Origin of the sequence: Streptomyces sp. WZ-12, from assembly GCF_028898845.1 — a bacterium.
Lineage (GTDB): Bacteria > Actinomycetota > Actinomycetes > Streptomycetales > Streptomycetaceae > Streptomyces.
On sequence record NZ_CP118574.1, the window covers coordinates 4,641,233 to 4,664,310 of the forward strand.

Here is a 23,078-nt window from a genome sequence, read left to right on the forward strand (position 1 = left end):
GCGGGGAGGGGCGGCCGGATGACGGCGCGGTGGATCGTCCGCACGATCAGCGAAATCTGCCTCACCACCGGGACGTTGATCGTCCTCTTCGTCGTCTACCTCCTCTACTGGACCGGCGTCCGGGCCGACAGCGCGATGGACGGCGAGATCGGCAGGCTGCAGGACCAGTGGTCCACCGGCCCGGTCGCCGCCGCCCAACCGGCCCCCACGGCCACCGCCCCGCCCCGCCGCTATGAGCCTGGCCGGTCCTTCGCCGTGATGTACGTCCCGCGCTTCGGCCGGGACTGGGCCAAACCCGTCCTGGAGGGCACCGGCACCGACGTCCTCCAGCGCGGCCTGGGCCACTACGACGGCACCGCCCGCCTCGGCGCGACCGGCAACTTCGCCGTGGCCGGCCACCGCCGCACCTACGGCGACCCCTTCAAGGACTTCCCCCAACTCCGCCCCGGGGACGCCGTGATCCTCACCGACGGCACCACCTGGTTCACCTACCGCATCGACAACCACCCGTACACGACCCTGCCCACCGACATCGGCGTGATCGACCCGGTCCCGCGGGAATCCGGCTTCACCGGCCCAGGCCGCTATCTCACCCTGACCACCTGCGAACCGGAGTGGGGTCACAGCCACCGCCTGATCGCCTGGGCCCACCTCGACGCCACCCAACCCGTCGCCCAGGGAAGGCCGTCGGCTTTGGCCGGCTGAGCCCCCGCCTACAGCCTCTCCCCGTACTCTGGTGTCGCAATCGACATCGTCAACGGCATCGGCAAGGGGACAGCGACAGCATGTACGGCTGGATCTGGCGGCATCTGCCGGGCACCACGTGGGTGAAGGCGCTGATTTCCGCGGTGCTCGTCCTGGCGGTGGTCTTCGTGCTCTTCCAGTGGGTCTTTCCGTGGGCGGAGCCGCTGCTCCCCTTCAATGACGTCACTGTCGACCAAGGGATGGCAGCCACCCGATGACCGCACGGATTCTCGTCGTCGACAACTACGACAGCTTCGTCTTCAACCTCGTCCAGTACCTCTACCAACTCGGCGCCGAGTGCGAGGTGCTGCGCAACGACGAGGTCGCACCGCGCCATGCCCAGGACGGCTTCGACGGCGTGCTGCTCTCCCCGGGCCCCGGTACGCCCGAGCAGGCCGGCGTCTGCGTCGAGATGGTCCGGCACTGCGCGAACACCGGCGTCCCGGTCTTCGGCGTGTGCCTGGGGCTCCAGTCGATGGCGGTCGCCTACGGCGGGGTGGTGGACCGGGCCCCCGAGCTGCTGCACGGCAAGACCTCGCCCGTCCTCCACGAGGGCGTCGGCGTCTTCGCCGGGCTGCCCTCGCCGTTCACCGCCACCCGCTACCACTCGCTGGCCGTCGAGCCGGACACCGTCCCCGACGAACTGGCCGTCACCGCCTGGACGGAGGCCGACGACGCCCCCGGCGGCCGGATCATCATGGGGCTGCGGCACCGCGAACTCCCCGTGGAGGGCGTGCAGTTCCACCCCGAGTCGGTGCTGACGGAGTGGGGCCACCAGATGCTCGCCAACTGGCTGGTGGAGTGCGGCGACAAGGGGGCGGTGGAGCGTTCGGCGGGGCTTGCCCCGGTGGTCGGCAAGGCCGGGGCGTGACCGCGCTGCGCCCCGAGCGCGAAGGGCGGCCCTACGAGCCGTACGAGGAGCAGCCGCACGAGCCGTACGCGGCGGAGGCCGACTCCTACGGGCCGGACGACGCGTTCGAGGCGGCGGTGGGACGGCTCAGCGACCCGCTGAACGACCCCCTCCCGGGCCGGCCGGAGGCCCCGCGCCCGGACCCGTACGCGCAGGGCGGCCGGGCGGGCCGGGCCGACGGGAGAGCGGCCGCGGAGGGCTCCCCGTGGTTCCGGCCCCGCCAGGACTCGGCGGGGCCCGCTGCCCGGCCGGAGGCGCCGGCCCCGCCGCGTCCGCCGGCCCGGCACCGCAGACCCGCCGGCCCCGACGGCAGTCCCTTCGCGCCCCGCCCGTCGCACGGCTCCGGCCCCGAGGCCGACGCCTACGGCCAGGTGAACGGCGGCTTCGGACACGGCACTTACGCCCGGCCCACCGAGCCGATACCGGGACCCTCGGGGATCACGGAGGCCCTCACGACGCCCCTCCCCACCATCCCCCCGCTGCTTCCCTCACGGTCCCCGCGGCACCCGCGCTCCGCACCGTTCGACGCCTCGCCGGGGTCGGACGAGCAGACCATGGCGCTCCGCCAGCCCGGCCGGCACGGCGGGGGCGCTGTTTCACGTGAAACCGATGCCGACGACGCCACCGCCGTTTCACGTGAAACTCCGGCGGCCCTGGCGACGGGCGGGCGCGCGGCCCGACGCAAGGCCGCCCAGGAGGCCGCCAGGCGCGGCGGACGCCACGGCCGTCGCCGCGCCCCCTCCGCTGCCGCCGCGCCGGCCGCCGACCCGTCCAAGCCCATGACCCGCGTCGAGGCCCGCCGAGCCCAGCGCGCGGCCAAGGACAGCCCCGGCCTGATCGCCAGCCGGGCGCTGGGCGAGGTCTTCATCACGCTCGGCGTGCTGATGCTGCTGTTCGTCACCTACCAGCTTTGGTGGACGAACGTCCGGGCCGACGAGGAGGCCGGCGGCGCCGCCAACAACCTCCAGCACCAGTGGGAGCAGGGCGGCGGCGAGAAGAAGAACCTCGCGGCCGGCGAGCGCTTCGGAATCATGTACATCCCCAAGCTGGACGTGAAGGCCCCGATCGCCCAGGGCGTCGACAAGACTTCCGTCCTCGACCACGGCATGGTCGGCCACTACGACGCCGACAGCGGCATCAACACCGCGATGCCCTGGGACCGCACCGGCAACTTCGCCGTCGCCGCCCACCGCAACACCCACGGCGAGCCGTTCCGCTACATCAACCGCCTCACCAAGGGCGACAAGATCGTCGTGGAGACGCAGAGCGCCTACTACACGTACGAGATGGAGAGCGTCCTCCCGCAGACCTCTCCGAGCAACACCGGCGTGATCAGCCCGGTACCGCCCGGATCGGGCTTCACCAAGCCCGGGCGCTACCTCACCCTGACCACCTGCACTCCGGAATTCACCAGTACCTATCGGTTGATCGTCTGGGGCAAGATGGTCGACGAACGGCCGCGCAGCAAGGGCCAACCGGAAGCGCTCGCCGGCGGCTGAGCGGACAACTGGAGGAGAGCTACGCGGTGACTGCCAGCGGAATCGATGAGGGGACCGAACGGTCCGCGCCGTCACCGGAGCCGCGTCGGGGGTGGCGGATCCTCGCCTCCGTCGTCAGCGTCGTCGGTGAACTGCTCATCACGGCCGGGCTGATCCTCGGCCTCTTCGTCGCCTACTCGTTGTGGTGGACCAACGTCCTGGCGGACCGGGAGTCGCACAAGCAGGGCGACCAGGTCCGTAAGCACTGGGCGGCGAAACCGGGACCCAAGGGGCCGGGGGAGCTGGACACCAAGGACGGCATCGGCTTCCTGCACGTCCCGGCGATGAACAACGGCGACGTGCTGGTCAAGAAGGGCACCGACACCGATGTCCTCAACGAAGGGGTGGCCGGCTACTACACCAAGCCCGTCAAGTCCGCCCTGCCGCAGGACACGAAGGGCAACTTCACCCTCGCCGCGCACCGCGACGGCCACGGCGCGAAGTTCCACAACATCGACAAGATCAAGGTCGGCGACCCGATCGTCTTCGAGACCAAGGACACCTGGTACGTCTACAAGGTCTACGCGACGCTCCCGCAGACCTCGAAGTACAACGTCGACGTCCTCGACAAGGTCCCCGCGGGCTCCGGCAAGCACCAGGCCGGCCGCTACATCACCCTCACCACCTGCACCCCGGTCTTCACCTCGGAGTACCGCTACATCGTCTGGGGCGAACTGGTCCGCACCCAGAAGGTCGACGCGGACCGCACGCCCCCCGAGGAACTCCGCTAGGGCCCGCACACGACGGAGCCCCGGCCGCCCGCCAAGGGCCGCCGGGGCTTCGTCGTACGGGGCCGTCCCGGGCTAGTGCTTCTTGCCCCAGCCGAACGGGCCGCCGAAGATGCCGCCGCCGTTCTGGTTGCCGTTGTCACCGTTGTTGCCGCCCACGGTGGTCAGCTTCACGGTGGTCGACGCGGGGTCGCCCTGGGTACCCGGCTGCGGGTCCTGGGCCATGACCATGGCGTTGTCGTCCTGCGAACTGCCGTCGGCGAACTGGATGTTGGTGAAGCCGGCGTCCTGAAGGGCCTTCTTGGCGTCCTTCACCTTCTGGCCCATCACGCTCGGCACCTGCGCCTGCGACGCCTTGCCCACCGTCAGCGTGACCGTGGACTTCTGCTCCGCCTGCGAGTTGCCGGTCGGGGACTGCGAGATGACCTTGCCGTTCTGCGACGGGTCGTTGACGTTCTGGTCGGTGCGGTTGACCGTGAAGCCCTGGTCCTCCAGCTGCTTCTTCGCCGCGTCGTAGCCCTGGCCCGTGACGTCCGGGACGGTCGCCTTGGGTGCCGCCTTGGCCACCGTCAGCGTGATCTGGGCGTCCTTGGCCGACTGGGACTGCGCGTCGGGATTCTGCTTGGTGACGACGTTCGGCGTCCGGTCGGACACCTCTTCCGTCTTGGTGACGTTCTTGAAGCCCTTGTCATTGAGCTGCTTCACGGCCTCGTCGTAGGGCATGCCCCGCACATCGGGCACCGCGACCTTCACCGCGCCCGTGCACATGGTCACGGTGACCGTGCCGCCCTTGTCGATCTTGGTGTCGGCCGCCGGTTCCTGCTCGGTGACCTGACCCTTCTGGGCGTTGTCGCACTGCTTGCTGCCGCCCTTGACGACCTTGAAGGAGCTGTTCTCGCCGTAGGACTTCGCCTCGGCCAGCGTCTTGCCCTCAAGGTTGGGCACCGAGATGCTGTTGCTCTTGTTCCCGCCGCCGAACATCGCCTTGCCGATGAAGATCGCGCCGACCAGGACCAGGACCGCCGCCAGCACCAGCAGGATCGTCGAGACGTTGCTCTTCTTCTGGCCGCCGCGCCGCCGGTCCCCGCGGTCGTCATAGCCGCCGTCGTCCGCGTTTATCGGCGGCATCATCGACGTCTTCGGACCGCCCGGGTCCTGCGCCCGCAGCAGCGTCGTCGGCTGGTCCTGCTCGCCGTAGCCGACCGCGCCGAGCGCGCTGGTCGCCGCGACCGGCTGCCCGTCCAGCGCCGCCTCGATGTCGGCCCGCATCTCGTCGGCCGACTGATAGCGGTAGTCCGGGTCCTTGACCAGCGCCTTCAGGACGATCGCGTCCATCTCCGGGGAGATCTCCGGATCGAAGGTGCTCGGCGGCTGCGGCTCCTCCCGCACGTGCTGGTAGGCCACCGCGACCGGGGAGTCCCCGACGAACGGCGGCCGCACCGTCAGCAGCTCGTAGAGCAGGCAGCCCGTCGAGTAGAGGTCGGAGCGGGCGTCGACCTGCTCGCCCTTGGCCTGCTCCGGCGACAGGTACTGCGCGGTACCGATCACCGCCGCGGTCTGCGTCATGGTCATCCCGGCATCGCCCATGGCCCGGGCGATGCCGAAGTCCATCACCTTGACCTGGCCGGTGCGGGTCAACATCACGTTGGCCGGCTTGATGTCGCGGTGCACGATCCCGGCGCGGTGCGAGTACTCCAGCGCCTGCAGCACACCGGTGGTCATCTCCAACGACCGCTCGGGCAGCAGCTTCCGCCCGGAGTGCAGCAGCTCACGCAGCGTGGACCCGTCCACGTACTCCATGACGATGTACGGGATCGACACCCCGTCGACGTAGTCCTCGCCGGTGTCGTAGACCGCGACGATCGACGGGTGGTTCAGCGAGGCGGCCGACTGGGCCTCACGGCGGAACCGGGCCTGGAAGGACGGATCGCGGGCGAGGTCCACCCGCAGCGTCTTCACCGCCACGGTGCGGCCCAGGCGGGTGTCATGCGCGAGGTAGACCTCCGCCATGCCACCACGGCCGAGCACCGAGCCCAGCTCGTACCGGCCGCCGAGGCGACGCGGCTCTTCCATAAGCTTCTCCAGCCCTCTCCGTCAGTCCCGACCGCACCCGTGTGTGGTCCGGCGGTGTGCTGTCCGGGCATACCGTACCCGGCACGCCGTACCGGACCGGACCGGAGCCGCAACCTGATACGTGACCGGTACCGCCCTCACCCGTCTCACCGCTCGCCTTCGATGACCGCCTTCATCACGTTCTTCGCGATCGGGGCGGCCAGCTTGCCACCGGCGATGTCGTCGCGGAGCGTGTCCGACCCCTCGATCACGACGGCGACCGCGACCGGGGTGCCCTTGGCGGTCTTCGCGTACGAGATGAACCAGGCGTAGGGGTTGTCCTTGTTGTTCTCACCGTGCTGGGCGGTACCGGTCTTGCCGCCGACCGTCACCCCGTCGATCTGCGCGGTCTTGCCCGTGCCCTCCTTGACCACGGTCTCCATCATGCTCTGGAGCTTCTGCGCGTTCTCCGGCTTCAGCGGCCGGCTCAGCTCCTGCGGCGTGTGCTGCTGCACCACGTTGAGGTTCGGCGCCACCAACTGCTCGACCATGTACGGCTTCATCAGCTTGCCGCCGTCGGCGACCGCCGAGGCGACCATCGCCATCTGGAGCGGCGTGGCGCGGTTCGACGCCTGGCCGATGCCGGCCTGCGCGTTCTGCGGCCGGTTGTCCTTGGGGAAGATGCTCTCCGCGGCCCGCACCGGGGTGTCGATCTTCCCGTTGTTGAAGCCGAACTTCTCCGCCTCGGCCTTCATCTTCGCGTTGCCGAGGTCCGCGCTGATCTTGCCGAAGACCGTGTTGCAGGACCACTGGAGCGCCACCCGCATCGTCGCGTTCTCACACGGGATGCTGCCCTCGTTGTGCAGCGGGAGGCCCGCGGTGTCCGGCAGCAGGTACGGGTCGGGCGAGTTGGTCTTGGCGTCCGGGTCGGTGTAGAGGCCGTTCTCCAGCGCCGCCGCGGCGGTCACCACCTTGAACGTCGAGCCCGGCGGATACGTCTGCCGCAGCGCCCGGTTCAGCATCGGGTCGTCCGGGTCGTTCTTCTTCTGCAGCGCGTTGTACGCCTCGGCGTCCTTGTTGCTCATGCCCGCGAACGTCGACGGGTCGTAGGACGGCGTGCTCGCCAGCGCCAGGATCGCCCCGGTCTCCGGGTTGAGCGCCACCACGGCGCCCTTGCTCTTCCCGAGCCCGTCGAAGGCCGCCTTCTGCGCCTTGGCGTCGAGGGTGGTCACCACGTTCCCGCCCTTCTGCTTGCCGCCGGTGAACATGTCCACGGTGCGGCTGAAGAAGAGGCGGTCGTCGGTGCCGGTCAGGATCGCGTCGTTCAGCTTCTCCAACTGGTTGGAGTCGAACGCCTGCGAGGCGTAGCCGGTCACCGGGGCCCACATCGCGCCGTTCTTGTACGTGCGCTTGTACTTGAAGTCACCGATGTCGGTGGTCGTCGACCCCGTGACGGCCTTGCCGTCGACGATGATGTTGCCGCGCGGCGTGCTGTACCGCTCGATCGCCACCCGGCGGTTGTGCGGATCGTTCTTGAGCTGGTCGCTCTGGACGAACTGCACCCAGTTGACGCGGATGAGCAGGGCGAGGACGAGCAGGCCGCAGAAGACCGCGACCCGTCGCAGGGGCTTGTTCACGGGCGGACCACCTGGGTCATCTCGGCGTCGGTGGACGGGGCGGGGGTGGGGGCGGGGCGGCGCGCGGTGTCGCTGATCCGCAACAGGATCGCCACCAGCGCCCAGTTGGCGATGACGGACGAACCGCCCTGCGCCAGGAACGGCATCGTCATGCCGGTCAGCGGGATCAGCCCGGTCACGCCGCCGGCGACGACGAAGACCTGGAGTGCGAAGGCGCCCGACAGGCCGACGGCCAGCAGCTTCCCGAACGGGTCGCGGGCACCCAGCGCCGTGCGGATGCCGCGCTCGATCAGCAGACCGTACAGCAGCAGGAGGCCCATCAGCCCGGCCAGGCCGACCTCCTCGCCGACGGTGGCGAGAATGTAGTCGCTCTTCGGCGCGATGCCCTGGATCAGCCGGGAGTAGCCCTGGCCGAGGCCGGAGCCCAGCAGCCCGCCGGACCCGAAGGAGTACATCGCCTGGGCGGTCTCGGTGACCCCGCCGTTGAGCAGATCCAGCGGGTGGAGCCAGTTGTGGACCCGGACCTGGACGTGCGGCTCGAACATCGCCACCGCCACCGCGCCGCCGCCGCTGAGCAGCAGGCCGAACACGATCCAACTGGTGCGCTCGGTGGCGACGTACAGCATCACCACGAACAGCCCGAAGAAGAGCAGCGACGTCCCCAGGTCGGTCTCGAAGACCAGGATCATCAGGCTCAGCGCCCAGACCACCAGGATCGGCCCGAGGTCCCGGCCGCGCGGCAGGTACAGCCCCATGAAGCGGCGGCTGGCCAGCGCCAGCGCGTCCCGCTTCACCATCAGGTAGCCGGCGAAGAACACCGCGATGATGATCTTGGCGAACTCGCCCGGCTGGAGCGACCCCAACCCCGGGATGGTGATCCAGATCTTCGCGCCGTTCACACCCGGGAAGAACACCGGCGCGATCAGCAGCACCAGCGCGATCACCATCGAGATGTAGGTGTAACGCTGCAGGACCCGGTGGTCCTTGAGGAAGAACAGGATGGCGAGGAACAGCGCGACGCCCAGCGTCGACCACATGAGCTGGTTCGGCGCCATCGCCCGGCCCAGCGAGGGCTCCTGGTCCAGCCGCCAGATGAAGACCAGGCCGATGCCGTTCAGCAGCGTCCCGATGGGCAGCATCAACGGGTCCGCGTACGGGGCCCACTTGCGCATCACCAGATGCGTCACCCCGGCCAGCAGTCCCAGCCCCAGCGTGTAGCCCAGCGCCCCGGGCGGCACCGAACCGCCCTTCGCCAGGCCGACGTTGACGTACGCGAACACCGGGATCAGCACCGCGAAGACGAGCAGGGCCAGCTCGGTGTTGCGACGGCTGGGGGCGGTGAACGTGCCCACGGTCGTCGTGGTCGTGGTACTGCTCATGAAATCTCCGGCCCCCTACGCCCTCACTGCTGGGTGCTGCAATTCTTCTCCAGCTTCTGCTGCTCCTCGGAGGGAGCCTGGGTGGGGGTGGGAGTGGGAGTGGAACCTGCCGCGGTGGACAGCGCACCGGCCACGCCGGTGCCGGTGCCGGCCGTGCCCGTCTTCTCGCCGGCCGGGGGTGTGCCGGACTTACCGGGCTTGCCGCCCTTGCCCTTGTTGGCCGCTTCGGCCCGCTCGGCGGCCTCCCGCTGCTCCTTGGCCAGGCAGGCGTTGGCCTGCTTGCCGAGCTCGGTGACCTTCTCGCTGGCCTGGTTGCGGTTGTCGACCGCGATGGTCTCCTTGACCTGATTGCGCTGGTACACCGGCAGGTACTTGAGTTCGATCTCGGGGTGGTCCTCGTCGACCGAGTTCAGCTTGATCCAGGCCAGGTCCTGGCTGATGCCGCGGTACAGCGCGACGTGGTCGTCCTTGGCGCCGACGAAGTACTGCGTCTGCGTCCACTGGTAACCCGCGTACAGCCCGCCGCCGATCACCCCCAGCGCGAGGACGGTGAACAGCGATGCCTTGAGCCACTTGCCGCGCCGCCGCGGCTTGAGGAAGTCCTCGTCCGTGAACGCGCCGAAGGAGCCCTGCGGCATCCCGTCGACCTCCACGTCCCCGCTCCCGGGCGGCCCGAAGCCGCCCCCCGGAGCCGGGGTGTCCCGGCGGCCCAGCTCGGCGGCGCGGGCCGCCGGCGTCTGGAGCGTGCTGGGGTCGTTGAGCTGGTGCTGGTTCTCGGCGACCGCACCGACCACGACCGGGGTGTCGTTGAGCTGCCCGGCCGCCGCCTCGGTGCCGTCCACGTCCAGTACGTCGGCGACGATGCAGGTGATGTTGTCCGGCCCGCCGCCGCGCAGTGCGAGCTGGATCAGCTCCTGCACCGTCTCGTGCGGCCCGTGGTAGCCGGCCAGGGTCTCTTCCAGCGTCTGGTGGCTGACCACCCCGGACAGCCCGTCCGAGCAGATCAGGTACCGGTCCCCGGCCCGCACCTCGCGGATCGACAGGTCCGGCTCGACGTGGTCGCCGCTGCCCAACGCCCGCATCAGCAGCGACCGCTGCGGATGGGTGGTGGCCTCCTCCTCGGTGATCCGGCCCTCGTCGACCAGCCGCTGCACCCACGTGTGGTCCTGCGTGATCTGCGTCAGCATGCCGTCCCGGAGCAGATACGCCCGGGAGTCGCCGACGTGCACCAGGCCGAGCCGCTGGCCCGTCCACAGCAGCGCGGTCAGGGTCGTCCCCATGCCTTCGAGCTGGGGGTCCTCCTCGACCAGCACCCGGAGCTGGTCGTTGGCCCGCTGCACGGCGGTGCCAAGGGAGGTGAGGATGTCGGAACCGGGAACGTCGTCGTCGAGCTGGACGAGCGTGGAGATCACCTCGGACGAGGCGACCTCGCCGGCGGCCTGGCCGCCCATGCCGTCGGCGATGGCGAGCAGTCGGGGACCGGCGTAACCGGAGTCCTCGTTGCCCTCACGGATCATGCCCTTGTGCGATCCTGCGGCGAAGCGCAGCGACAGACTCATGCGCACCTCACCCGTCGGCTCGGGGTACAGCCGGTCTCCTCGACGAGCCACACTGCCCACCCTCCGGTCGGGAGCACGCCCGGGTCCGCCGAGTGGACCGTTACGGCTCGCTCGCTCCGCTCGCTCATGTCGTACTACTTCCGCAGCTCGATGACGGTCTTGCCGATGCGGATCGGGGCTCCCAGAGGAATCGGAGTCGCGGTCGTCAGTCGGGTCCGGTCAAGGTACGTGCCGTTGGTGGATCCGAGGTCCTCGACGATCCACTGGCCGTCACGGTCCGGGTAGATCCTGGCATGCCGGCTCGACGCGTAGTCGTCGTCCAGCACGATGGTGGAGTCGTGCGCCCGCCCCAGGGTGATCGTCTGGCCCTGGAGAGCGACGGTCGTGCCGGCCAGCGTGCCTTCGGAGACCACCAACTTGGTGGGAGCCCCGCGCCGCTGTCGGCCGCCGCCGCGGCCGCCTTCCTGACGACGGTCCTGGCGGCGTTGCTGTTGCTGCGGAGCGGCCTGGCGCTGGGTACGTGGTTCCGGCCCGCCGCGCCGGGTGGCGCCGCGCTGTGTGACGCGCGTGCCGAACAGATCGCTGCGGATGACCTGGACGGCCACGATGACGAACAGCCACAGTACGGCGAGGAAACCCAACCGCATGACCGTGAGGGTCAGCTCTGACATTGCCCCCGCTTCACCCTTCGGCTTGCCGGTAAACGATGGTGGTACTGCCCACGACGATCCGCGAGCCGTCGCGGAGATTAGCGCGGGTGGTGTGCTGCCCGTCCACCACGATGCCGTTGGTGGAACCCAGATCCTGGATCGTGGGGGGCGTTCCGACCCGGATCTCACAGTGACGCCGGGAGACTCCCGGGTCATCGATCCGCACGTCGGCGTCGGTGCTGCGGCCCAGCACCAGGGTCTGCCGGGAGATCTGGTGGCGGGTGCCGTTGATCTCGATCCAGCGCCTGGTCTGCGCGTAGGGCTGCGGACCGGCGGTGGGCGCTCCCGCACGCGCCGCGGGCGGTGCCCCGGGCGGCGGGGACGACGGCATGGGCGGGGCCACATGGCCACCGGGCTGGCTCGGCGCCCCGGTGGCGCGGGAGGCCGCGGCCTGCCCGGGCCGGTCCTGGGATGTGCTGGAGGCGAGGGTGCGGCTGCGGACGCGGTACAGACCGGTGTCGAGGTCTTCGGCCTTCTCCAGGTGCACCTTGATCGGGCCCATGAAGGTGTACCGCTGCTGCTTGGCGTAGTCGCGGACCATGCCCGACAACTCGTCGCCGAGCTGGCCGCTGTACGGGCTCAACCGCTCGTAGTCCGGGGTGCTCAGCTCGACGATGAAGTCATTGGGGACGACCGTGCGGTCGCGGTTCCAGATGCTGGCGTTGTTGTCGCACTCACGCTGCAGCGCGCCGGCGATCTCAACGGGCTGCACTTCGGACTTGAACACCTTGGCGAAGGTGCCGTTGACGAGACCTTCGAGTCGCTGCTCGAAACGCTTCAGTACTCCCACGGGGCACCTCCTTCCTCAGTCTTCTTCAGGGTCGTCCTGATACTGCTTACTGATCGTATCCACGCGCCGGGAAATCGGCTGGTTCCCCTTTCCTGCCTGGAGGACGAGTGTCGCCCACCACAGGGTTGCCCGGTGACCGTCGTCCTTCCGCCGCTCTCCTTATGCCGCTTGTTGTGCACTGCGATCGTAGATGTGCCCCGTTACCAGTGTCCCGCAACCGCGGACCCGCATCCGGGCGCGGGGGCCGACTCCGGCCAGCACCCCCGAACCCCTCCGACGAACGTGCGGGGGCGCACCGGAGTGCCCCAGCGGTCCCCGCAGGCCGGGGACCGGGGGAAAGGCGTGTGAGGGCACCCCCGGCACCGTGCTAATGTTCTCGATGTCGGAAGGCGCTCCCGCAAGACCCGGACCGAACGGCCCGGATCGCGTGAGAGAATAAACCGGCAGCACCCATGCGCGGGTGGCGGAATAGGCAGACGCGCTGGATTCAGGTTCCAGTGCCCGAAAGGGCGTGGGGGTTCAACTCCCCCCTCGCGCACAGAGTGAGACCCCCGGTCTCCGGAGAAATCCGGAAGGCCGGGGGTCTCTCGTTTGTTCTCTCAACTCCCGCTGCCCTCACGGGTCTCGGCGGTTCGCGGGGTCAACTCCGAAGTGAGGGCCGCCACGTGACCCGGGAGACGTGAGTTCTACGTCACATCGTGTACGGGGAGGGGTGGTCGCGACCCCAGGCCGGCATGGGGGTGACTGCCGTCACATCCCGCACCGTGGCGGTGAAGGCCCGGACCCGGGCGGTCTCCCGGGCCGCGTGGTGCACCACACCCAGCGTCGAGTCCGGAAGGCCGGTGACCGGGACGAAGACGACGTCACGGCGGCCGTGGTACTCGGCCGTCGGCCGGCACAGCAGCATCCCGCCCCGGCCCGCCGCGGTCAGCGTCAGGCCCTCCTGCAGCGTGCTGACCCTGGGGCCGGCGGGAATCGGGCGGCCACCGGGGGTGCTGGCGGGCGCGTGTGCGGTGCGCCAGTACACCGGCGCCGGCCCGTCCGGGGAAATCAGGGGCAGCCCCGCCAGCTCCTCGGCGCTCAGGGACGGGCGAGACGCCAGGGGGTGCCGTACCGACAGCGCCACCGTCTGTTGTTGGGCCGAGAAAACCGGGCCCAGCACGAGGTCCGGCTCGGCCACCGGGAGCAGCGTCACCGCGACGTCCACCGCACCGCTGCGCAACGCACCGAACGGGTCGCAGAGCGGGATCTCCACGACCCTGGTGGCGCACCGCGGATGCCGGGTGTGGAAGGCGTCGATGGCCCGCATGATCCGGTCGTCCGCGGTCCCCTGGAAGCCGACGGTGAGCCGGCCCTCGATGCCGCGGGCGGCGGTGCGGGCGCTGTCCACCGTGGCGCGCAGCGCGTCGTAGGCCGGGCGCAGGGACGCGCGGAACTCCTCCCCCAGGGGTGTGAGGCGGACGCGGCGGCTGGTGCGGTCCACCAGGCGCGCACCGATCCGGGACTCCAGGGAGCGCAGTAGCTGGCTGACCCGGCTCTGCGAGACGTAGAGGCGCTCGCCGGTGCGGCCGAAGTGCAGCTCCTCGGAGAGCACCAAGAAGCACTCCAGCTCGCGGAGTTCGAGGCCGGGTGCGCCGACGGGGTCGGCGGGGGCGGTCGGGCCGCTCATGAGTCCCTTCCAGACGTGGTCGATCGATGAGTCCTGCTCATAGAAGGGTGAGGAGTTCGCCGTTGTTCCCCTGCCGGGGTGGGCGTTGGCTGGGGTCATGACGAAGAGCGAGAGGGCGGGGGACGCCGTGGATGCCGTCGCGGATGTGAGTGAACGTCAACTGGGTGTGCGCAATGGTGAGTTGAGACGGCCGGGTGGTGGGTGGCCGGCCGTCGGGGCGTTGGCGGCGGGGACCTTCACGGTGGTGACGTCGGAGATGCTGCCGGTGGGGCTGCTCACGCCGATCGGCCGGGACCTGGGGGTGTCGGACGGGACGGCCGGGCTGACGGTGACCGTCACCGGCGTGGTCGCGGCCCTCGCCGCACCGGTGCTCACGCTGCTCATCGGGCGCCGGGACCGTCGCACCGTACTGGCCGCCCTGATGGCCACGTTGACCGCGGCCAACCTCCTGGCCACGTACGCCCCGAACGTCGCGGTGCTGCTGGTGGCCCGGGTGTTGGTGGGGTTCGGGATGGGCGGGGTGTGGGCGATCGCTTCGGGGCTGGCGGTACGGCTGGTGCCGGAGCGACGGGCGGCCGCGGCCACCTCCCTGATATTCAGCGGGGTCGCCGCGGCGTCCGTCCTGGGGGTGCCGGCCGGCGCGCTCGTGGGTGAACTGGGCGGCTGGCGCGCGGCGTTCGCGGCGATGGCCGGGGTGTGCGCGGTCGTGATGGTGGCCCTGCTCGTGCTGCTGCCGCCGCTGCCCACGCCCGGTGCCGTACGGCTGGGCGGGGTGCTGGGGCTGTTGCGGCGGCCGCCGGTGTGCACCGGGCTGGTCCTGGTCGTGCTCCTGGTGGCGGGGCACTTCGCGGCGTACACCTATGTGCGGCCGGTCCTGGAGGCGGTGGCCGGCGCGCAGCCCGGCCAGGTCAGCACCGTGCTGTTGGCCTTCGGGATCGCCGGGCTGGTGGGGAACTTCGCGGCCGGCGCCGTCGCGGCGCGGTCCCCGCGGGCCACGCTGCTGGTGATCTGCGCTGTCCTGGCGGGCGCGCTGATGTTGGTGCCCCCGATGGGGCGCAGCGCCGGTGTGCTGGGCGCCGCGGCCCTGGTGGCGGTGTGGGGGCTGGCCTACGGGGGCGTGTCGGTGAGCACGCAGACCTGGTTGATGACGGCCGCGCCGGACGCGCGGGAGGCGGCCTCCGCGCTGTTCGTGGGGGTGTTCAACGGGGCCGTCGCGGCGGGCTCGTTGGCCGGCGGGCAGGCCGCGGACGGCTGGGGGACCGGCGGCGTGATCTGGCTGGGCGGCGCGCTCGCGGTGGGGGCGCTGCTGACCGTGGCGCTGGGCAGGGCCCCGGCCCGGAAGGCCGCGGCGGCGCACTGAGGTGAACGGGCGCGCGCCCGGGGCGCGGGACTACGAGCCGGCGGGCCCGCCCGCGTCCCCGGGCCGGTGCGCTGCCACGCGCCCCCTTCAGGCGGTGAAGCGCGCGACCAGCTCCTTGGCCTTGGCCGCGGCCTGCTCGTGGGCCTGCGCGCGGGAGGTCTCGAAGAGCGGGATCAGCTCGGCCATCGCCGGGTTGCTGGGGGCCATGGTCAGCTCCGGCACGATGAACTCCACGTCGAGGCCGAAGCCGCCGTTCAGGACGGCCTCCAGGTAGTTCTGGACGTACTCGAACGGCTCGCGCGGGGTGCCCGGCGCGTAGGAGCCGCCGCGGCTGGCGACCACGATGGCCGGCTTGCCCTTCGCCGACGCGTTCTCGCCGGCAGTGCGGCCCATGATGATCACCTGGTCGAGCCACGCCTTGAGGGTCGAGGGGATCGTGAAGTTGTACATGGGCGCGCCTATGACGATGGCGTCGGCCTGCTCCAGCTCCTCGGCGAGCTGGGTGCGCAGCGCGAAGGCGGCCTGCTGCTCCGGGGTGTGCGTGGCCGGGTCGGAGAAACCCGCTGAGGCGGCGACGGCGTCGAGGTGCGGCAGCGGCTCGGCGGCCAGGTCGCGGTGGATCACGGTGCCGTCGGGGTGCTGCTCCTCCCAGGACTTGCGGAAGGCCGCGGTCACCGAACGGGAGGCGGAGCCGCCCTCGGGGAAGACGGAGGAGTCGATGAGCAGGAGCGTGGCCATGGGGATCGGTCCTTCGCTACGGGCCGGGCAGGACCGGCCAGTCAGTTGAATTCCGTACGTCACTATTCATAGCACAGGAACTTACTTTTCCGCAGTAGCCAACGGGAGGGCGGTACCCTGGGTGCATGGCGGACCACGGCGAGGCGATGTGCAGGCAGGTCGACGGCGGCATGACGCGCGTCTTCGAGCTGTTCGGGAAGCGCTGGACGGGCCTGATCGTGGCCACCCTCATGCCCGGCCCCGTCCACTTCGCCGATCTTCGGCGGGCCATCCCCGGCATCAGCGAGCGGATGCTCTCCGACCGCCTGATGGAGCTGGCGGCGACCGGGCTGGTCGTCCGCGAGGTCGACGCCGGACCGCCGCTGCGCGTCTCCTACCGCCTCACCGAGGCCGGCCGCGCCATGGAGCCCGCGCTCAAGGAACTGGGTCGCTGGGCCGAGACCTACCTCGCCGACGGCGGGCAGTGCCCGGAGCGCTTCCGGAAGTAGTCCCGGGGCATCCGGGGCGCGCCGCCGTCCCGGTAGGTCAACCGAGCCGCTCCTGGGCGGCGTTGTAGCGCACCAGGTACGAGGCGAAGCGGTCGAGGTCCGTCTCGTCCCAGTCGGCGAGCCGCTCGTGGAACGCCTGGCGGCGGCTGGCGGTCACGTTCGCGAGCACCTGGGCGCCCGCCTCGGTGGGGTGCAATACCTGGACGCGATGGTCGTCCGGGTCGATCCGTCGTTCCACGAAGCCGAGTTTCTCCAGGGCGGCGATCTGCCGGCTGACCGTGGACTTGTCCAGGTAGTAGTGCGCCGCGAGGTCGGTGGCGCGGCAGCCCTGCTGGTCGTCGAGGTGGGCGAGCAGGGTGTAGGAGACCAGGGAGAGCTCGGGGTGCATCCTGGCGGCGGTCGCGCGGGCGCGCCGGGCGAACGCGGTCATCTCCTGCTGGATGGTCTCGACGGAGTTGTCGCGGTGGGTCACGGATTGCCTTTCGGTGAAGTAGTTGTATAGTACAACGTGGCGTGAGAGTTGTAATAGCCAACAACTGCCTCCGTCCGAGACCCGGCCCCCACCGGCCACACCTGCACCACGACCGGGCAGCCGCCCCACCGGCCCGCCCCGGACGATCACGGAGAAGCCTTGCCCATGACCGCGGACCACCGTCCCGACCACCGGAGCGAGCGTCGCACCGTCCGCCCCGGCGAACTGCGCCACGTGGTGACGCACCTGATCACCCCGCTCCTGATGTGCATCGGAATGGGGCTCGCCTACCTCGGCGCGTTCGCCAACCCGTCACCGCACCACCTCCCCGTCGCCATCGTGGGCAACGGCACCCAGGCCCAGGTGCTCGCCCAGACGATCAACGACAAGGCGCACGGTGAACTGGAGGTCCGCACCGTCCCTGACCGGGCCGCCGGCATCGACCAGCTCAAGAAGCAGGAGATCTTCGGCGCCTACCTGGCCGGCGACCACGCACCCGGTGGCCACGGCAGCACTTCTACGGGCGGTGCTGCTACCGGCCGGGCCACCGCCGCCCCCGGTAAGGGCGGGCAGGGTGCCCCCGAACTGCTCGTGGCCACCGCCGGATCCGACACCAGCGCCAGCGTCGTCCAGAAGGTCTTCACCCCGCTCGCCGCGCAACAGGGCGCGCCCCTGAAGGTCACCGACGTGGCCCCCACCGCCAAGGACGATCCGACCGGACAGGGCATCTTCTTCCTGCTCGTCGCCCTCAGCATCGGCTCCTACGCCTCGGTCGCCGTCATCGGCGGCGCCGGCGCCGTCCTCCCCATGCGTATCCGGGCGGCACTGGCGATCGGGACCTCCATCGTGGTCAGCGTCATCGGTGCGCTCTTGGCCGGGCCGGTCTTCCACCTCGTCGACCACGGCCTGGCGGCCCTGTGGGGGATGGCCTGGCTGTACTCCGCCGGCATCCTCCTCATCGGCACCGGCCTGCACACCTTCCTCAAGCGCTGGACCACCCTCGGCGTCATGGCGCTCTTCGTGATGCTCAACTTCACCTCCTCCGGCGGGATCTTCCGCCCCGAGATGCAGAACGGCTTCTTCGCCTCCCTGCACGCCTTCTGGAACGGCGCCGGCTTCGTGGAGGGCACCCGTAGCCACGTCTACTTCGACGGCCACGGCCTCGCCGGGCACGTCTGGACCCTGGTGGCGTGGCTGCTCGTCGGCCTCCTGGTGGTCGGCGTGGCGGCCCTCACCGAGAAGCGGCGGCGCGCGGCCGAGGCGGAAGCGGTGGCCAATGCCGGTGCGGTGGCGGCCGCCGCGGTGGCGGCGACCATGCCGGAACGGGGGCGCGGGCAGGCGGAGTCGGAAGAGGAGTTGGAGGAGGCCGTGGGGGTGTAGTGGGGGTATCGGTGAGGCAGCGGGGCGCAGGGCGGGGCTTTGTTGCCCTGCCCTGCCTTTTCTCTGGCCTTCGAGCCGTGAGGGGCGCGCTTTTCACTGTGGGTGTGGGGTGAGACGAAGCGAAGTGGGGCGGGGCGGGGGGAGCTTGAGCGACTGCTGGGTGTGTTCAGGCGAGGGTGAGGTGGCCGTGCTGTGCTCAAGTATCGCTTCTCGGCGGTGTGTTGGGTGGCGTGGGTCCCGCCTCGGAAAGTTATCCACAGGCCCGGTCGGCCGCGGGCAGATGTCGGTAACGTCAATGACCAGCGAGCCGGAAGGACCGGCGAGCTGACGGACGCGGGGGCTGTCGGGGGTGTGGGCCATCCCTGAACCGTCGCGTGAGACAAGGGCGTGAGGGATCAAGCCAGGGGCGTGAAGGGGGAGGTGGCCCGCCATGACGCGAGTGCCATACGTACCGGGGTTCGCAAGGGCGGACGAGGAGGGGCCGTCGGCCAAGGCCGTGGGCCGGGGTCTGCGGGAGCAACTGCCGCGCGAGGAACAGGCGGTGCTGCGGATCGTCGCCGGGCGACCCGACGCGGTGGCGGCGGTCGAGGCGTCCAATGCCGGGCGACTGCCCGGGCTGACACCCATTCGCGTCGGGCGGATGGCCGCCAGCCCCTTCGCCTTCCTCCGGGGAGCGGCCGGACTCATGGCCCACGACCTGGCGGAAGGCCCCGTCACGGGAATCGGGGCCCAGATCTGCGGGGACGCGCACGCCGCCAACTTCGGCCTCTACGGCGATGCCCGCGGCGAACTGGTCATCGACCTCAACGACTTCGACGAAACCGTTCACGGCCCGTGGGAATGGGACGTCAAACGGCTCGCGACCTCGCTGGTCCTGGCCGGCCGGGAGGCGGGCGCGAGTGAGGAGGACTGCCGGACCGCGGCCCGGGACGCCGCCGGCACCTACCGACGCACCATGCGGCTGCTGGCGAAGCTCCCGGTGACCGAAGCCTGGAACGCCCTCGCCGACGAGGAGTTGGGCTCGCACAGCGACGCCCGGGACCTGCTGGACACCTTGGAACGGGCCGAGGCCCAGGCGCGTAAGAACACCAGCGCGCGGTTCGCGGCCAGGTCCACCGAGCGCGGGCCGGACGGCGACCTGAGGTTCGTGGACGCCCCGCCGGTGCTGCGACGGGTGCCGGACGACGAGGCTGCGGCGGTCGCCGCCTCGCTCGCCGACTATCTCCAGACGTTGCCCGAGGACCGTCTGCCGCTGCTGGCCAGATATGTGGTGCACGACGTGGCCTTCCGAATAGTCGGGACCGGCAGCGTCGGACTGCGGTCGTACGTGGTGCTGCTGCTGGACCACCGGGGCGAGCCCCTGGTCCTTCAGGTGAAGGAGGCCCGGCGCTCGGTGCTCGCGCCCTACCTGGCGAAGGCCGGCCTCCCGACGCCTCGGACGGAACACGAGGGGCGCCGCGTGGTGCTCGGCCAGCGGCGGATGCAGGTGGTCAGCGACCCGCTGCTGGGATGGACGACGGTGCACGAGGGCGTGGCGAACGGCGAGCACGGGAGAGGAGCAGGCAGACGGAAAGATGACGGACGGGGAGCTGGCGGGCGTGTGACGGCATCGGCAGGTGAGGAGGAGCCGGGTGGCAGACCGGGGATAGTCGGAGGGCGTCGCCGGCCGGGTGGCTCGGGGACGCCGGGTGGTGCGGGCGCCGGACTGCCGTTCCAGGTGCGGCAGTTCCGCAATCACAAGGGCAGCGTGGACCCGGTCCAACTGTCCGGCGGGCAGCTCGACGACTACGCCCGGATGACCGGCGCGCTGCTGGCCCGTGCTCATGCCCACAGCGCCGACCCACGCGTGGTGACCGGCTACGGCGGGAAGGGGGATGCGCTCGATGAGGCGATAGCGGCCTTCGCGGTGGCCTACGCGGAGCGCACGGAAGCGGATCACGCGGACCTGGTCGCGGCGATCCGCAGCGGACGCATTGCCGCGGAGACGGGGGTGTGACGGTTACGGGGGTGCGACGGCTGGCGGGGGCGATCTGACAGGGGGCGGGGGGAGGGGCGGGGGGAGGGCCCCCGGGGCGTGAGGTTTGCGTACCGTTGCCCGTTGCCCGTTGCCCGTTGCCCGTTGCCCGTTGCCCGTTGCCCGTCGCCCGCACCCTGTCGCCCCCGGGCCACCGCCTGTCTCCCCGGCGCGCCCACCCTCACCTTCACCCGCCTCTCACGCCCCGCCCACCGGCCCGACGGACTCGGCGCTGCTCTCCCTCACCCCCACCCCCCCCAGACGCGCTCCAGTGCCCCGACCCGGTGGGGCCGTACGCTGACCGAGTGACGAACTCGCAGGCGGAGAACGCGCAGGACGGCCAGGACCGACCGGAGGTGCCGGGGGCACCCGGTGACCCGGGCGCACCGCGGGCGGCGGATGCCCGTGGGGAGGCGTCGGGCGCGGAGCAGAGCGGCCAGGGCGCCGCTGCCCCGAGAGGGAGCCGACAGGGTGCGGGCGACGGTGAGGGAGCCCGCGACGAGGAGGCGATCCGCCGGTTGGCGAAGGCGGTGCTGGCGGCGGAGCAGGCGTTGATCGAGTTCGAGATCGCGGTCGAGACCTTCCGGGTGGAGGTGGAGAACTTCTCCCGGCTGCACCACCAGCGGCTCGGCCCCATGTACGCGCGGCTGGACGAGCTGGACGCGCAGATCGCCGAGGCCGTGGCGGCGCGCACCGGCGACCCCGAGGACATTCGCAAGGCCCGGGAGGCGCGGGCCTCTGTGCTGCCGATGCCGGAGGTGGAGGAGCTCTTCCACGGCTGGCTCGGGTCGGAGGGGCTGTTCCCCGAGTCGCAGGCGATGCTCACGGATCAGCCGGTGCAGCCGCCGCAGAAGGTGCGGCCCAGTGAGGAGGCCCGCAAGATCTACCGCGATCTGGTGCGCCGGGCGCACCCGGATCTGGCGCGGGACGATGCGGAGCGGGCCCGGCGGGACGGGTTCATCGCGCGGGTCAACGCCGCGTACGGGCGGGGCGACGAGGCGGTGCTGCTGGCGCTGGTCCGGGAGTGGGAGGCCGGTCCGGCGCCCGTCGAGCGGCGGCCGAGCGAGAGCGAGGAGCTCTACGCCCGGCTGGAGTGGCTGGCCGAGCGCAAGGAGATGCTGGCGTCGATGGTCGCGGAGCTGGAGGGCAGCGCGATCGGCGCGATGATCCGGATGGCGCCGGACGATCCGGACGGCCTGCTCGACGAGATCGCCGAGAAGCTGTTGGCCGATGTCCGAGAGCGCGAGGCATACCTCACTCAACTGGTCGGGTAGCGTCGGAAGCATGCAATTTGGTTCTGTTCCCACGGTCGGTGTCGATGCCCTCACGCCCGGGGCCTTCCTCCTGGACGTCCGGGAGGACGACGAGTGGGCGGCCGGGCACGCCGAGGGTGCCCTGCACATCCCGATGAGTGAATTCGTCGCCCGTTACGGGGAGTTGACCGAGGCGGCGCCCGAGGACGGCAAGATCTTTGTGCTGTGCCGGGTCGGCGGGCGGTCGGCTCAGGTGGCGCAGTACCTGGTCCAGCAGGGCCTCGACGCGGTGAACGTCGCGGGCGGCATGCAGGCGTGGGAGGCGGACGGGCGGCCGGTGACGGACGGCAAGGGTGGCGCGGGGGCGGTCATCTAGGTCGTCGCGCGGGGGCGGATCCGACGGTCACGCCCCCGTGTCGTTTCCGGCTCGTCGCCGGGTCAGCTCAGCGGGTGCGCGGCGAGGAGTTCGCCGAGGGCCTCCTCGTGGGCGGCGGCGGGGCCCAGGGAGAGTTCGAGCTGCTTGGCCCAGGCGTGGTAGCGGTGCAGCGGGTAGTCGGTGTCGGCGCCGAAGCCGCCGTGCAGATGCTGCGCGGTCTGGACGACGCGGCGGACGCCCTCGGCGGCCCAGATCTTGGCGACCGCGATGTCTCCGGCGGGCGGTAGGGGGCCCGCGGCGCCGGTGGTGAGGCGCCAGGCGGCCTGCCAGAGGGTGGCCTCCATGGCGCGCAGGTCGATGAACCGGTCGGCGGTCTGCACCGCGACGGCCTGGAAGGTGGCCAGGGGGAAGCCGAACTGCTCGCGCTTTGCGGTGTAGTCGCTGGTCATGGCGAGGACGCGGTCGCCGAGGCCCAGGGCGAGGGCGCAGGTGCCGGTGGTGAGCAGGTCGCGCAGGGTCTCCCAGGCGGCCGGGTCGGTGAGTGTGTCGCGGGCCTCGACGCGCACGGAGTCGAGGCGGACCTCGGCGTAGCGCTCGCCGTTGGTGGACGTCTGGTCGTTGAGGGTGAGGTCGGGGCTGCTCCGGGGGACGAGCGCGAGGACGGCGCGGCCGTCGGCGGCGTGGGCGGGGAGCAGGATCCGGTCGGCGGTGGCGGCCCAGGGGACGGCGGTCTGGGCGCCGTCGAGTATCCAAGTGGTCCCGTCTGCACGGGCGTTGACGGCGAGTTGGGCCGGGTCGTGGCCGGTGCGGCCGGCGGAGGCGGCGGTGAGGACGAGTTCGCCGGTGACGATCCGTGGCAGTACCTCGGCCTGGAGGGCGGCGGGGGCGTGCCGTTGGAGGGTGTGGGCGGCGGCGTAGGTCTCCAGGAGGGGGACGCGGGCGAGTACGCGGGCGGAGGCGCGCAGGACCAGGCAGAGGGCGATCGGGTCGAGGCCCGCGCCGCCGTGTTCGGCCGCGACGGGCAGGCCGAGCAGGTCGGCGCCGGCGAGCGTGCGCCACAGGGGGCAGTCGAAGTCGTCGGCGACGGGGCCGTGGGTGAGGGCCGGGCTGGGGACGGCGTCCGGGGCGACGTCGGCGAAGACAGCCCGGGCCGCTTCGAGGGCGGCCTGTTGTTCTTCGGTGAAGGTGAAGTCCACTGGTCCGTCCTCCTGCGCGCCGCCGGAATTCAGAGAGCGATGTCTGACGAGGCGTCAAGGTAGAACATGTTGCAGGAATTGGGAA

21 protein-coding genes and 1 tRNA gene are annotated in these 23,078 nt (G+C 71.1%); 12 read left to right on the forward strand and 10 right to left on the reverse strand.

Going from position 1 to position 23,078, the window contains the following annotated elements; all coding sequences use genetic code 11:
- Positions 1-18: 18 nt before the first annotated feature.
- From PV796_RS19965 to PV796_RS19985, 5 genes are all read left to right on the forward strand, one after another.
- Positions 19-705, forward strand: a complete 687-nt coding sequence (locus PV796_RS19965; RefSeq protein ID WP_274914658.1) for a class E sortase — start codon at positions 19-21, stop codon at positions 703-705.
- Positions 706-785: 80 nt separating this feature from the next.
- Positions 786-962 (forward strand): hypothetical protein, encoded by a 177-nt coding sequence (locus PV796_RS19970; RefSeq protein ID WP_274914659.1) that lies wholly within the window; start codon positions 786-788, stop codon positions 960-962.
- The gene (locus PV796_RS19975) at positions 959-1,615 is read left to right on the forward strand and encodes an aminodeoxychorismate/anthranilate synthase component II (RefSeq protein ID WP_274914660.1); all 657 of its coding nucleotides are present in this window, start codon (positions 959-961) and stop codon (positions 1,613-1,615) included. The genes PV796_RS19970 and PV796_RS19975 overlap by 4 nt, the downstream gene beginning before the upstream one ends.
- A complete protein-coding gene (locus PV796_RS19980; RefSeq protein ID WP_274914661.1) occupies positions 1,612-3,153 on the forward strand; it encodes a class E sortase in 1,542 nt (513 codons plus the stop codon). Before PV796_RS19975 ends, PV796_RS19980 begins: the two co-directional genes overlap by 4 nt.
- A 26-nt stretch (positions 3,154-3,179) precedes the next feature.
- Complete coding sequence (locus tag PV796_RS19985; protein ID WP_274914662.1) at positions 3,180-3,923, forward strand: class E sortase; 744 nt, start codon at positions 3,180-3,182, stop codon at positions 3,921-3,923.
- A 72-nt stretch (positions 3,924-3,995) separates the two neighbouring features.
- Here PV796_RS19985 and pknB read toward each other — a convergent pair whose 3' ends face one another.
- From pknB to PV796_RS20015, 6 genes are all read right to left on the reverse strand, one after another.
- Positions 3,996-5,993 carry a Stk1 family PASTA domain-containing Ser/Thr kinase gene (gene pknB / locus PV796_RS19990; RefSeq protein ID WP_274914663.1) on the reverse strand — a complete coding sequence of 666 codons (1,998 nt, stop codon included), beginning with the start codon at positions 5,991-5,993 and terminating at the stop codon, positions 3,996-3,998.
- Positions 5,994-6,139: 146 nt separating this feature from the next.
- Complete coding sequence (locus tag PV796_RS19995; protein WP_274914664.1) at positions 6,140-7,609, reverse strand: peptidoglycan D,D-transpeptidase FtsI family protein; 1,470 nt, start codon at positions 7,607-7,609, stop codon at positions 6,140-6,142.
- Positions 7,606-8,988, reverse strand: coding sequence for an FtsW/RodA/SpoVE family cell cycle protein (locus tag PV796_RS20000; protein WP_274914665.1), 1,383 nt, complete (start codon positions 8,986-8,988; stop codon positions 7,606-7,608). The genes PV796_RS19995 and PV796_RS20000 overlap by 4 nt, the downstream gene beginning before the upstream one ends.
- Positions 8,989-9,011: 23 nt before the next feature.
- Complete coding sequence (locus PV796_RS20005) at positions 9,012-10,547, reverse strand: PP2C family protein-serine/threonine phosphatase (RefSeq protein WP_274914666.1); 1,536 nt, start codon at positions 10,545-10,547, stop codon at positions 9,012-9,014.
- A 134-nt stretch (positions 10,548-10,681) separates the two neighbouring features.
- Complete coding sequence (locus PV796_RS20010; protein WP_274914667.1) at positions 10,682-11,218, reverse strand: FHA domain-containing protein FhaB/FipA; 537 nt, start codon at positions 11,216-11,218, stop codon at positions 10,682-10,684.
- A gap of 10 nt (positions 11,219-11,228) precedes the next feature.
- The gene (locus tag PV796_RS20015) at positions 11,229-12,047 is read right to left on the reverse strand and encodes an FhaA domain-containing protein (RefSeq protein WP_274914668.1); all 819 of its coding nucleotides are present in this window, start codon (positions 12,045-12,047) and stop codon (positions 11,229-11,231) included.
- 454 nt (positions 12,048-12,501) lie between these two features.
- Between PV796_RS20015 and PV796_RS20020 the strand changes: the two genes are divergently transcribed.
- Positions 12,502-12,585 (forward strand) — tRNA-Leu (locus PV796_RS20020).
- A 153-nt stretch (positions 12,586-12,738) separates the two neighbouring features.
- Here PV796_RS20020 and PV796_RS20025 read toward each other — a convergent pair.
- Positions 12,739-13,716, reverse strand: coding sequence for a LysR family transcriptional regulator (locus tag PV796_RS20025; protein WP_274914669.1), 978 nt, complete (start codon positions 13,714-13,716; stop codon positions 12,739-12,741).
- A gap of 97 nt (positions 13,717-13,813) precedes the next feature.
- Between PV796_RS20025 and PV796_RS20030 the strand changes: the two genes are divergently transcribed.
- Positions 13,814-15,076, forward strand: coding sequence for an MFS transporter (locus tag PV796_RS20030; RefSeq protein ID WP_274914670.1), 1,263 nt, complete (start codon positions 13,814-13,816; stop codon positions 15,074-15,076).
- A gap of 87 nt (positions 15,077-15,163) precedes the next feature.
- Here PV796_RS20030 and PV796_RS20035 read toward each other — a convergent pair whose 3' ends face one another.
- Complete coding sequence (locus tag PV796_RS20035) at positions 15,164-15,814, reverse strand: FMN-dependent NADH-azoreductase (protein ID WP_274914671.1); 651 nt, start codon at positions 15,812-15,814, stop codon at positions 15,164-15,166.
- A gap of 125 nt (positions 15,815-15,939) precedes the next feature.
- Here PV796_RS20035 and PV796_RS20040 point away from each other — a divergent pair, with 125 nt between their 5' ends.
- Complete coding sequence (locus PV796_RS20040) at positions 15,940-16,302, forward strand: winged helix-turn-helix transcriptional regulator (protein ID WP_039634792.1); 363 nt, start codon at positions 15,940-15,942, stop codon at positions 16,300-16,302.
- 37 nt (positions 16,303-16,339) lie between these two features.
- Here the strand turns inward: PV796_RS20040 and PV796_RS20045 are convergent, their stop codons facing one another.
- Positions 16,340-16,774, reverse strand: a complete 435-nt coding sequence (locus tag PV796_RS20045; RefSeq protein WP_274914672.1) for a MarR family winged helix-turn-helix transcriptional regulator — start codon at positions 16,772-16,774, stop codon at positions 16,340-16,342.
- 165 nt (positions 16,775-16,939) lie between these two features.
- Here PV796_RS20045 and PV796_RS20050 point away from each other — a divergent pair, with 165 nt between their 5' ends.
- The 4 genes from PV796_RS20050 (at position 16,940) to PV796_RS20065 (ending at position 21,797) form a co-directional block, all read left to right on the forward strand.
- A complete protein-coding gene (locus PV796_RS20050) occupies positions 16,940-18,154 on the forward strand; it encodes an ABC transporter permease (RefSeq protein ID WP_274914673.1) in 1,215 nt (404 codons plus the stop codon).
- A 430-nt stretch (positions 18,155-18,584) separates the two neighbouring features.
- Positions 18,585-20,150, forward strand: a complete 1,566-nt coding sequence (locus PV796_RS20055; RefSeq protein WP_274914674.1) for a DUF2252 domain-containing protein — start codon at positions 18,585-18,587, stop codon at positions 20,148-20,150.
- A 323-nt stretch (positions 20,151-20,473) separates the two neighbouring features.
- The gene (locus PV796_RS20060; RefSeq protein WP_274914675.1) at positions 20,474-21,442 is read left to right on the forward strand and encodes a J domain-containing protein; all 969 of its coding nucleotides are present in this window, start codon (positions 20,474-20,476) and stop codon (positions 21,440-21,442) included.
- 10 nt (positions 21,443-21,452) lie between these two features.
- Entirely contained in the window at positions 21,453-21,797 is a 345-nt protein-coding gene (locus PV796_RS20065; protein ID WP_274914676.1) for a rhodanese-like domain-containing protein, read from the forward strand.
- Between the two features lie 62 nt (positions 21,798-21,859).
- On the opposite strand, the gene PV796_RS20070 is transcribed toward PV796_RS20065, so the two are convergent.
- The gene (locus PV796_RS20070) at positions 21,860-22,993 is read right to left on the reverse strand and encodes an acyl-CoA dehydrogenase family protein (RefSeq protein ID WP_274914677.1); all 1,134 of its coding nucleotides are present in this window, start codon (positions 22,991-22,993) and stop codon (positions 21,860-21,862) included.
- Between the last annotated feature and the right edge of the window lie 85 nt (positions 22,994-23,078).

Bases quoted from the DNA above. Each gene is read 5' to 3' on its own strand.
- PV796_RS19975 (WP_274914660.1), top strand. From the start codon at position 959: ATGACCGCACGGATTCTCGTCGTCGACAACTACGACAGCTTCGTCTTC.
- PV796_RS20005 (WP_274914666.1), bottom strand. From the start codon at position 10,547: ATGAGTCTGTCGCTGCGCTTCGCCGCAGGATCGCACAAGGGCATGATC.
- PV796_RS20055 (WP_274914674.1), top strand. From the start codon at position 18,585: ATGACGCGAGTGCCATACGTACCGGGGTTCGCAAGGGCGGACGAGGAG.
- pknB (WP_274914663.1), bottom strand. From the start codon at position 5,993: ATGGAAGAGCCGCGTCGCCTCGGCGGCCGGTACGAGCTGGGCTCGGTG.
- PV796_RS20010 (WP_274914667.1), bottom strand. From the start codon at position 11,218: ATGTCAGAGCTGACCCTCACGGTCATGCGGTTGGGTTTCCTCGCCGTA.
- PV796_RS20065 (WP_274914676.1), top strand. From the start codon at position 21,453: ATGCAATTTGGTTCTGTTCCCACGGTCGGTGTCGATGCCCTCACGCCC.
- PV796_RS20030 (WP_274914670.1), top strand. From the start codon at position 13,814: ATGACGAAGAGCGAGAGGGCGGGGGACGCCGTGGATGCCGTCGCGGAT.
- PV796_RS19970 (WP_274914659.1), top strand. From the start codon at position 786: ATGTACGGCTGGATCTGGCGGCATCTGCCGGGCACCACGTGGGTGAAG.
- PV796_RS20050 (WP_274914673.1), top strand. From the start codon at position 16,940: ATGACCGCGGACCACCGTCCCGACCACCGGAGCGAGCGTCGCACCGTC.
- PV796_RS20000 (WP_274914665.1), bottom strand. From the start codon at position 8,988: ATGAGCAGTACCACGACCACGACGACCGTGGGCACGTTCACCGCCCCC.
- PV796_RS19965 (WP_274914658.1), top strand. From the start codon at position 19: ATGACGGCGCGGTGGATCGTCCGCACGATCAGCGAAATCTGCCTCACC.
- PV796_RS20025 (WP_274914669.1), bottom strand. From the start codon at position 13,716: ATGAGCGGCCCGACCGCCCCCGCCGACCCCGTCGGCGCACCCGGCCTC.
- PV796_RS20035 (WP_274914671.1), bottom strand. From the start codon at position 15,814: ATGGCCACGCTCCTGCTCATCGACTCCTCCGTCTTCCCCGAGGGCGGC.
- PV796_RS20040 (WP_039634792.1), top strand. From the start codon at position 15,940: ATGGCGGACCACGGCGAGGCGATGTGCAGGCAGGTCGACGGCGGCATG.